The sequence below is a fragment of the Nocardia sp. NPDC003345 genome, from assembly GCF_053589395.1.
The window spans coordinates 1-9,137 of the sequence record NZ_JBSFRU010000272.1; the positions used below are offsets into that span (position 1 = coordinate 1).

Below are 9,137 nucleotides of genomic sequence, written 5' to 3' on the forward strand. Positions count from 1 at the left end.
GGGCCGAACCCCGCGCGGCGAAGCCGCGCCAAAAAACACAGAACCTTGGCGAGCAAGGTCACCTTCTCGCCTTGGCGGGTGGGGTCACCTTCTCGCCTTGGCGGGCAGGGTCACCCCCTCAGCTCCACGAGCAAGCCACCTCACACTCCTCCTCGCAGCCAGGGCCGCCTCCCCTCCCTCCCTCGGCAGCAAGCCCACCTCACCCCTCCTCGCAGCCAAGCCCACCCCCCACCCGGCACCCAAGCCCCCACCCCGGCAAGGCAAGGTCGCGCCGAAAATAGTCCAGAGCGATGGCTCCATTAGGGTGCAGACCATGCGGAAGCTGATCATCGGACTGCTGTGCCTGGCCGGGCTGGCAGTCGTCGTCGACTTCGGCGCAGCCGCATACTCGGAGTATCGGGTGTCCCGGTCGCTGCGGGTGGGGGCCGATCTGAGCGCGGACCCGGAGGTCACCTTCCACGGGTTCCCTTTCCTGCGGCAGGCGCTCGACGGTAGCTACGAGAACATCGAGATCAAGGCCGACAGCGTGCGGCCCGATATTCCCGGTGAGATCGGGCTCGAGGCGACCTTGCGCGGGATGCAGCTTCCGCTCAGTGACCTGGTGGACGGCCGGGTGCGCAGTGTTCCGGTGGATCAGGTGGATGTCCGGATGCGGGTCGCGCCCACCGAGCTCGGGCGGCTGTTCGGCATCCCGGATCTCGAGGTGCATTCGCGGCCGGCGGACAAATCCGACGGGACCGGTGGTTCCGGCGGATCCGGTATGACCACGGCGGGTGCCCTGGTGCTGACGGGGACGCTGCCCGCGGCGCCCAGCGGTCAGCAGGGGGCCAGCTTCACCGGTGAAAGGGTGAGTGTGGCGGCGGATCTGTCGCTCGACGGCGACCAGGTCCGTATCGTCGCCAGCGGTTTGTATACCGAGGAGATCTCACCGGTGCCGTCGGAGCCCGTGGTCGCCGAGGCCGATGTCCCGGCGGTGCTGGCGATGTTCACCCGTACGATCGATACCAAGGAACTCCCGTTCGGTATCCGTCCCTCGGAGGTCACCGCCCTGGGTGGCCATATCGTGGTAGAGGGCCGGGGCAAAGACGTAACGATCGACCTGAACAGATTGCGGCGACCATGATCGAGATCACCATCCTGGCGGTAATGCTGTTGGCGGGCCTGGCTGTGGGCCTCTACCTGCGGCAGCGTGAAGGCACGGTGCGCTCGGCTCCCGCGAGCCTGGACCGTGACGGTGGCGAACGCGAAGAACTGCTGATGGCCGCCGGGGTCACCGGTTCGGGCCCGGCGGTGCTGCACTTCTCCGCCGATTGGTGCGGCCCGTGCGCGGCGGTCCGGCGGGTGGTCTCCGACGCGACCTCCGGTCTGGCGGACTCACCGCAGCCGCCCCGCGATATCGAAATCGATATCGACGCCGATCCCGCACTGGCCCGTGCCCTGAATGTCCTCTCGTTGCCGACCACCTTCGTCTTCGACGCCGAGGGCCGGGAACGCTTCCGCATCTCGGGCGTCCCCAAGACCACCGATCTCCGCAGCGCTCTCTCGCCCCTGACCGTGTGATCCGGGCGCCGCGTCCTCGGCGAGCCGTCCCACGCCGGTGACGTAGCTCCCGCGCCGGGCGAGAAACCACCCCGATCAACCCCCCTGACCAGCCGATCACCCCCTACCTGCTCGTTCTCCGGCGGGATTGGGTAGACTCCGCGTTGTGCAAAACCACCATGAGCTGATGCTCACCCGTCGCCGCACAGTCGACCTGTGCCGCCTCGGTGGTTGTTGCTGCCTGTGCCGCTGAGCGGTCGGGTCTTTTCCTGACGCCGACCACGGTTCGTCCGCGCGAGCGATTTCATCCCCCGGCGAACCGGCCGAATCCGCCGATAAGTTCGAGCGCAGGAGCTTTCTCCATGTCCTTCACGTCCACCGACACCGTTTCGCAGCCGAGCGTGGTCGACGTCCGTGGCCCGCGATTCGTGGCCTGGGTCACCACGGCGGTACTCGTCGTCGTTCTGGTGCTGGCCGCGTTCGCGCCGGCCGCCGCGGCGGTGTTGATCGCTGTTCAGGCGCTGGTCTTCGGGCTGGGTGCTGGTCTCGGCCCGCGGCGGCATCCATATGGGCTGATCTACGCCCGTCTGGTCGCGCCCCGGCTGGGTCCGGTCACCGAGACCGAGCCCACGCCGCCGTTGCGGTTCGCGCAGTTGCTGGGCTTGGTGTTCGCCGCGGTGAGCCTGCTCGGGTTCCTGATCGGCTCGTCCGTGGTCGGCGCGCTGTTCGCCGGCTTCGCACTGTTCGCGGCGTTCCTCAACGCCGCGTTCGGTATCTGCCTCGGCTGCAAGATCTACCCGCTCGTCTCACGGTTTTCCCCGTCCGCCACCAACTGAACCGAACCCGCAAGTCACCACCGAAAGGAAGAAAATGGCTCGCTCCGATGTCCTGGTCTCCGTCGACTGGGCCGAAGAGAATCTCAAGACCCCCGGCGTCGTCTTCGTCGAGGTCGACGAGGACACCTCCGCCTACGAAGGCGGCCACATCGAGGGCGCCGTCCGGCTCGACTGGAAGAAGGACCTGCAGGATCAGGTTCGTCGCGATTTCGTGAACCAGGAGCAGTTCTCCACGCTGCTCTCGGAGCGCGGGATCTCCAACGACGACGAGGTCGTCCTCTACGGCGGCAACAACAACTGGTTCGCCGCCTACGCGTACTGGTACTTCAAGCTGTACGGTCACAACAACGTCAAGCTGCTCGACGGCGGCCGCAAGAAGTGGGAGCTCGACGGGCGTCCCCTCTCCCGTGACGCGGTGTCCCGGCCGGCCACCCAGTACAAGGCCGCTCAGCCGGACAACACCATCCGCGCCTTCCGCGACGAGGTCATCGCCGCCATCGGCACCAAGAACCTGGTGGACGTGCGCTCCCCCGACGAGTTCTCGGGCAAGATCCTGGCTCCCGCGCATCTGCCGCAGGAGCAGAGCCAGCGTCCCGGCCATATCCCCGGTGCCATCAACGTGCCGTGGAGCAAGGCCGCCAACGAGGACGGCACCTTCCGTTCCGACGACGAGCTCACCAAGATCTACGGTGAGGCCGGCCTCGACGGCAACAAGGAGACCATCGCCTACTGCCGGATCGGTGAGCGTTCCTCGCACACCTGGTTCGTGCTGCAGGAGCTGCTGGGCCACCAGAACGTCAAGAACTACGATGGCAGCTGGACCGAATACGGTTCGCTGGTCGGCGCACCTATCGAGTTGGGAGAGTAACCGCCATGTGTGCAGCACCTACCCAGGGCCAGGACATCCCGGCCGGCGTCGATGTGGAGAAGGAAACGGTGATCACCGGCCGCGTGCTCGGCACCGATTCCGAGCCGGTGGGCGGCGCCTTCGTCCGCCTGCTCGACGGCAACGGTGATTTCACCGCCGAAGTGGTCGCCTCCGGCACCGGCGACTTCCGCTTCTTCGCCGCTCCGGGCAGCTGGACCCTGCGCGCGCTGTCGTCCTCGGGCAACGGCTCCACCGAGATCCGCCCCGAAGGTCCCGGCATCCACAACGTGGACGTCACCGTCTCGAAGTAATCCGAGACGGCCGATGGCCCAGGACCGCCCCACACGGGCCGGTCCTGGGCCATCGGTGTTTCGGGCCGGGCCTCGATTCTTCGGACGGCCCGGACTCATCCGGCCCTCTGAAACGACGCCCCGCCACGGCGCCGAGTTCAGCGAGGCCCTGAAAGGTTTCGGCCCGTCCTTGCTTTCCGCGCACGAAGCGAGGCGCCGCAGGCGCGAGTCTCGAGCGCGGAAAGCAAGGACCAAGGGGGCCGAAACCCGCGCGCCGGAGGCGCGCATAAGATAACCCTGTGGTCCTCTTCTTCGAGATTCTGCTGATCGCCGTGTCGGTCCTCATCGGCTGGTTCGGCCTGTACGTCTTCTACCGGCTGTTCACCGAGTCATGAGCGATCTCGCGAGCGAAGGTTCCGATCCGGCCGAGCGAGCGAGCGATAACACCAACGGCAAGCCCCCGGCCGACGCTGCCGACCGGAACGGGCGTGGCGGCGAGCACCAGTCGCCGCTGAGCGGTGATCAGGCGGTGGCCGATGCGGCCGAGCGCGCGAAGGCGACGGGCGGGCGCAATATCCCGGTGCTCCCGGATCTTCCGCTGCCCGACGATACGGCCAATCTGCGTCTCGGCCCGGATCTGAATCCGGCCATGCTGGCGTTGCTGCCGATGGTCGGGGTGTGGCGCGGTGAGGGTGAGGGCAACAATCCCGAACGCGGCGACTACCGGTTCGGTCAGCAGATCGTGGTGTCCCACGACGGCGGGGATTATCTGAGCTGGGATTCGCGGTCCTGGTTCGTGGAGGTCGACGGCGGCTACGGCGGGCCGGATCTGCGGGAGCGCGGTTTCTGGCGGGTGGGAACCGATGACGACGACGAGGTGCTGGAGTTGCTGCTGACCCACAGCACCGGCATCGTCGAACTGTTCTACGGCACCGCTTTGACCCAGTCGTCCTGGGAGCTGGCCACCGATGTCGTGATTCGCAGCCAGACCGGCGCGGTGGTGGGCGGCGCGAAACGCCTCTACGGCATCGTCGAGGGCGGCGATCTCGCGTATGTGGAGGAGCGGGTGGTGGCCGATGGGCCGCTGCAGCCTCGGCTCTCCGCACGGCTCCAGCGCTATATCGGCTGATAGCACCCGGGTTGTTCCGTACGGGCGGCGGCGGTCCGGCGTGCTGTTCGGTGGCGGACTCCTGAAATGGGAACGACCCCCGAGCCGTATCGGTGCGAGCCCGCGGTATGAGTACCGCGAAGTCTCGCCGCCGATCCCGATCGGACGGACCGGGGACTCGGGGGCCGGGTGGCTGCCTGGAATTCGCTCATCGCTGTCGGGTGAACGGAATCCGTGCACAGCCGGCTACAGCGCTAGCTGACAGCCACCTCACGCGTCCTGAGAATTTCCATTCTTGGGATCACCTCCTTCCTTGTGTACGACCAACCTAGCCACCCGCGGCAGGGGTCGGCAACGGAATTTCGTCGAGGGCGTAACGTCCGGCCGGGCGATCCGGGAAAGCGGCCCGGACCTGGCCGGATTCATCCACAGTGATCACCAGCCCGGCGCGGTGCCCGATCGGCGGCTGATGTGTGACCACCACCACGTCCCGGTCCGGTTCGACCAATCCGCTGTCGCGGTCGAGCAGGGCGCACAGCAGTTCGGCGCCCGCGGCCGCGTCGAGGTGTTCGGTCGGTTCGTCCAGCAGCAGCGCCCGCGCCGGGGACACCAGGGCCCGGGCGAGCAGGAGCCGGCGCCGCTGCCCACCCGAGACCGCGGCGGCGCCGCCGGTCAGTTCGGTGTTCACACCGTCGGTGAGCCCGTCGAGCCAGTCCCCCAGCCCGACGGTGCGCAGCGCGCGTTCGGCGGTGGCGGCGTCGAGGTCGCCGCGCGCCACCCGCAGGTTCTCCAGCACGCTGGTACCGAACAGATGCGCGTCCTCGGCGAAGAACCGCACCTGTTCGTCCGGGGTGTCGAAGAGACCGGCCCAGGCCATCAGCAGGGTCGTCTTCCCCGCACCGCTGGGCCCGATGACCACGACCCGCGAGGCGTGCGGACGCTCCGGTATCTGCCATTGGCCGTCACCCACCCAGCCGATCACCACACCGTCGGCGCGGCTGTCGGCGTAGGGGAACGGATGGGGGTGACCGCCGGCACCGAATCGTCTGCGGGTGCCGGCCGGTTCCGCGACCGGCCGGGCGGGGTCGCCGGCGATCGCGTCGCCGGCCGGGCGATGGTCGGGCGATACCGCCCGCAGCCGGTGCAGGGCGGCGCGGGCCACGGTGAGGGCTTGCGCGGCCGCCGGCAGCGCGCCGGTGGCCTCGAAGGACGAGAGCGGCAACAGCACCAGAACGGCCAGCGCCATCGGCGTCATCGCGCCCGGGGCGCCACCGTCGGGGCTGTACAGGGTGATGCCGATGAGCAGGGAGGCCAGCACCGTGACCCCGGTGGCGAGCGGGATCGCGGCGGCCGCCCATGCCGTCCGCCCGGCGGCGGCGTCCTCGGCGGCGAGCACTCGGCGGTTGGCGGCGGTGGCCGCACCGAGCGCGGTGTCCAGTTTTCCGGTGACCCGGAGTTCGGCCGCGTGGTCGAGCACGGTGAGAGCGTGGGCGGTGAACTCGGCGCGGTCGGCGCGGGCCGCCCGCTCGGCGTCGGCGGCGGCGCGAGCCGACAGCCAGGGCGCCACCACGCCGGAGAACACCAGTGCGGCGGCCAGGATCGCCGCCGCGCCGACCGAGACGAACGCGAGCAGGCCGACGGCGGCCAGAGCGAGTACCAGCGCGACCGCTACCGGGACGAAGGTCCGCACCACCACCGCGCCCAGATCGTCGATATCGGTGCCGACGCGAACCAGCACGTCGCCGCGGCGCAGGCGCCCGGGAACGCCCGGCGCGGTGGGAGCCGTGCGGGCGGAGCCGGCTTCGGCGACACCGGGCATACCGCTGTCGGACCGCCGGGTCAGCCATAGTGGCGCCCGCGCCAGCGCCCGGTAGACCGAGGTACGCGCGGCGGTCATCGACCGCAGAGCCACATCGTGGGTCGCCAGCCGTTCCAGGTACCGGCATACGCCGCGGGAGATGCCCAGTGCCCGCACCGCGACCACCGCGACCGTCAGGTCCAGTACCGGCGGCATCTGCCAGGCCCTGGCGATGAGCCAGGCGGCGAGCGCCGCCAGCCCCAGGCCGCTGCCCAGTGCCAGCACTCCCCACGCGACCGCGACGGCCAGCCGGGAACGCGGGATCTCGAGCATGGCCCACATCTGCCGGATATCGCGCAGGAGCAGCCGGGTACGGACCCAGCGGCGGGCGGGGCGAGCGGCAGGGGGCCCGGTCATACGGGCGCGAGCGCCCCCCGTTATACGGGCGCGAGCGCCCCCGGCTACACGGGCGCCGGTGGCGGAGCGGGGCGGGTTTCGTGGGTTCATGGCGATATTCGGTGGGAACGCATGGGTACCGTGACGATCTCGTCGGCGGCGGACAGCAGCGCGGGCCGGTGCGCGACCAGCACCACTGTGACGCCGGTGCGGGCGAGGGTGGTGAGCGCGGCCGCCACCTCGACTTCACTGTCGGGATCCAGATGGGCGGTCGGTTCGTCCAGGAGCACGATCGGGCGATCCGCGGCGAGCACGCGGGTGAGCGCGAGCCGCTGGCGTTGTCCCAGCGAGAGCCCGATTCCCCCGGACCCGACCACGGTATCCCATCGCGCGGGCAGGGCTTCGAGCACGGCGTCGAATCCGGTTACCGCACAGGCGGCGTCGAGTTCGCTGAGCACTCGGGCCGGGCCGCGGCGGGGCGAGCCCTCGACGGTGGCCCCGAGCAGTTCCAGGTTCTCGCGCAGGGTACCCGGCACCAGCACCGGCCGCTGAGGCAGCCAGGCCAGCCGTGACCACCACTGCTCCGGTGGCATCGCGCGGATATCCACACCGTCGGCGACCACGGCTCCCGCTGTGGGTCGAATGAGTCCGAGGATCACCTGCAGCACAGTGGATTTACCGCTGCCGTTGGGACCGGTGAAAGCGGTGACCCGGCCGGGCCGCAGGATCGCGGACAGGCCGTCCGGGGCGGCGCCGTCCCTCGATTCGACGGTCAGGTCCCGGATTTCGATCGATGCGGGCCCCGAGGTGAAGCCCGGACCGGTGCCGAGAAGCGCCCCCCGCCGATCGGCCGCCGGCTCCGGAAGGCCGGAACCTTCGCGGCCGATCCGGGAAGGCGTCGCGGGCCCGGCCGGATCGGGATCGGGCGAGGCCCCGGCCGCGGGCATAGGGCGGCCCGCCCATTCGCTGTGCGCACCGGTGGCGGCTGGCTCCGTCCGGGCGTCGTCGAGGATCGCGAAGGCCTTGTCGGCGGCGGCGGTTCCGTCCTGCGCGGCATGGAAGCGCTCGCCGACGGTTCGCAGGGGCAGGTAGACCTCCGGCGCGAGGACCAGCGCCACTATCCCGGCGTAGAGGCTCATATCGCCGTGCACCAGCCGCATCCCGATCGCCACCGCGACCAGGGCCACCGACAGCGTCGCCAGCAGTTCCAGCACCATCGAGGACAGGAACGCGAGCCGTAACGCCGCCATGGTGCGCCGGTGCAGGGATTCACCCAGTTCCCGGACCCGGCCGCTCATGCTCCGGCCGGGAATATCCGGCCCGTCCACACCTTCGCGCCCCAGCGCGCGCAGCGTGGGCATACCGGCGAACAGGTCGAGCAGGCGATCCGACAGCCGGGTGGTGGCGTCCAGGGTGGCCCGGGCGCGTCCCTCGGTGAGCAGGCCGATGAGCACCATGAAGATCGGGATGAGCGGCAGGGTGACAATCACGATGAGCGCCGAGGTGAGGTCGTGCGCCGCGATCACCACCAGCACCACCGGCGGCACCAGGATCGCGAGTATCAGGGCCGGCAGGTAGCCGGTGAGATAGGCGCGCAGCCCGCTGAGCCCGCTGCCCACCACGACCGCGATCTCGGTCCGGCGCGCGTCGAGTTCGCGGGGTGGGAGCCCGGCGCCCGCGGTGAGCACCGACTCCTCCAGTTCCGCGACCACCCGCACCCCCGCCCGGTGCGCGATCCGCGATTGCCACCACGCGGCCAGCCCGCGCCCGGCCAGCGCCAGGGCGAGCACCACCAGTTCCACGGTCCACGAACCGAGTGTGCGACGGGCGGGATCGGTGATGACACCGGCCAGCACCCGGCCCAGCATCACGGCGGTCACCACGATGGTCACGGTGGTCGCCAGCGAAAGACCTACGGACAGTGCCAGATAGCTCCTGGCCGAGCGGGCATGTCGCCACAGGCGTGGGTCCACGGGCGGGCGGGCCATCAGTTGTCACTCCTCGGCGGCGACGCGGGGGGAAAGTCCGATTCCGGGTGGGATGTGTTCGACCCTAATGCGTTTGCGGAACACCCAGTACGTCCAGGCCTGGTATCCGAGGACCACCGGGGTGACCAGCAGTGCGGCCCAGCTCATCACTTTCAGCGTGTAGGGGGTGGACGAGGCGTTGTCCACGGTCAGGCTCAGGGCCGGATCGATGGTGGAGGGCAGCACATCGGGGAACAGGGCCCCGAACAGTAGCGCCGAGGCGGCGAGCACCGTCAGCGCGGTCCCGGCGAAGGACCACCCGTCTCGGCCGGCGA

General features: G+C 69.9%; 9 protein-coding genes. 6 read left to right on the top strand and 3 right to left on the bottom strand.

Features of this window, described 5'->3' with window-relative positions; translation table 11 throughout:
• Positions 1-313 precede the first annotated feature (313 nt).
• From ACWDU1_RS24430 to ACWDU1_RS24455, 6 genes are all read left to right on the top strand, one after another.
• Complete coding sequence (locus ACWDU1_RS24430; RefSeq protein WP_450001865.1) at positions 314-1,123, top strand: LmeA family phospholipid-binding protein; 810 nt, start codon at positions 314-316, stop codon at positions 1,121-1,123.
• Positions 1,120-1,560: a thioredoxin family protein gene (locus ACWDU1_RS24435; RefSeq protein WP_450001867.1), complete on the top strand. Its 441-nt coding sequence runs from the start codon at positions 1,120-1,122 to the stop codon at positions 1,558-1,560. Before ACWDU1_RS24430 ends, ACWDU1_RS24435 begins: the two co-directional genes overlap by 4 nt.
• Before the next feature lie 341 nt (positions 1,561-1,901).
• Positions 1,902-2,375, top strand: a complete 474-nt coding sequence (locus ACWDU1_RS24440; RefSeq protein ID WP_450001869.1) for a DUF4395 domain-containing protein — start codon at positions 1,902-1,904, stop codon at positions 2,373-2,375.
• A 34-nt stretch (positions 2,376-2,409) separates the two neighbouring features.
• Positions 2,410-3,243: a sulfurtransferase gene (locus tag ACWDU1_RS24445; protein ID WP_450001870.1), complete on the top strand. Its 834-nt coding sequence runs from the start codon at positions 2,410-2,412 to the stop codon at positions 3,241-3,243.
• 5 nt (positions 3,244-3,248) lie between these two features.
• Positions 3,249-3,554, top strand: coding sequence for a DUF1416 domain-containing protein (locus ACWDU1_RS24450; RefSeq protein WP_450001872.1), 306 nt, complete (start codon positions 3,249-3,251; stop codon positions 3,552-3,554).
• A gap of 370 nt (positions 3,555-3,924) precedes the next feature.
• Positions 3,925-4,662, top strand: a complete 738-nt coding sequence (locus ACWDU1_RS24455) for an FABP family protein (protein WP_450001874.1) — start codon at positions 3,925-3,927, stop codon at positions 4,660-4,662.
• 307 nt (positions 4,663-4,969) lie between these two features.
• On the opposite strand, the gene cydC is transcribed toward ACWDU1_RS24455, so the two are convergent.
• From cydC to ACWDU1_RS24470, 3 genes are all read right to left on the bottom strand, one after another.
• Positions 4,970-6,781 carry a thiol reductant ABC exporter subunit CydC gene (cydC, locus tag ACWDU1_RS24460; protein ID WP_450001879.1) on the bottom strand — a complete coding sequence of 604 codons (1,812 nt, stop codon included), beginning with the start codon at positions 6,779-6,781 and terminating at the stop codon, positions 4,970-4,972.
• 161 nt (positions 6,782-6,942) lie between these two features.
• Positions 6,943-8,823 carry a thiol reductant ABC exporter subunit CydD gene (gene cydD / locus ACWDU1_RS24465; protein WP_450001876.1) on the bottom strand — a complete coding sequence of 627 codons (1,881 nt, stop codon included), beginning with the start codon at positions 8,821-8,823 and terminating at the stop codon, positions 6,943-6,945.
• 6 nt (positions 8,824-8,829) lie between these two features.
• A partial coding sequence (locus tag ACWDU1_RS24470; protein WP_450001878.1) for a cytochrome d ubiquinol oxidase subunit II occupies positions 8,830-9,137 on the bottom strand: 308 nt, incomplete at its 5' end.

Excerpts from the sequence above, each read along its gene's own strand:
- ACWDU1_RS24430 (WP_450001865.1), top strand. The coding sequence starts at position 314 with ATGCGGAAGCTGATCATCGGACTGCTGTGCCTGGCCGGGCTGGCAGTC.
- ACWDU1_RS24435 (WP_450001867.1), top strand. The coding sequence starts at position 1,120 with ATGATCGAGATCACCATCCTGGCGGTAATGCTGTTGGCGGGCCTGGCT.
- ACWDU1_RS24440 (WP_450001869.1), top strand. The coding sequence starts at position 1,902 with ATGTCCTTCACGTCCACCGACACCGTTTCGCAGCCGAGCGTGGTCGAC.
- ACWDU1_RS24445 (WP_450001870.1), top strand. The coding sequence starts at position 2,410 with ATGGCTCGCTCCGATGTCCTGGTCTCCGTCGACTGGGCCGAAGAGAAT.
- ACWDU1_RS24450 (WP_450001872.1), top strand. The coding sequence starts at position 3,249 with ATGTGTGCAGCACCTACCCAGGGCCAGGACATCCCGGCCGGCGTCGAT.
- ACWDU1_RS24455 (WP_450001874.1), top strand. The coding sequence starts at position 3,925 with ATGAGCGATCTCGCGAGCGAAGGTTCCGATCCGGCCGAGCGAGCGAGC.
- cydC (WP_450001879.1), bottom strand. The coding sequence starts at position 6,781 with ATGTGGGCCATGCTCGAGATCCCGCGTTCCCGGCTGGCCGTCGCGGTC.
- cydD (WP_450001876.1), bottom strand. The coding sequence starts at position 8,823 with ATGGCCCGCCCGCCCGTGGACCCACGCCTGTGGCGACATGCCCGCTCG.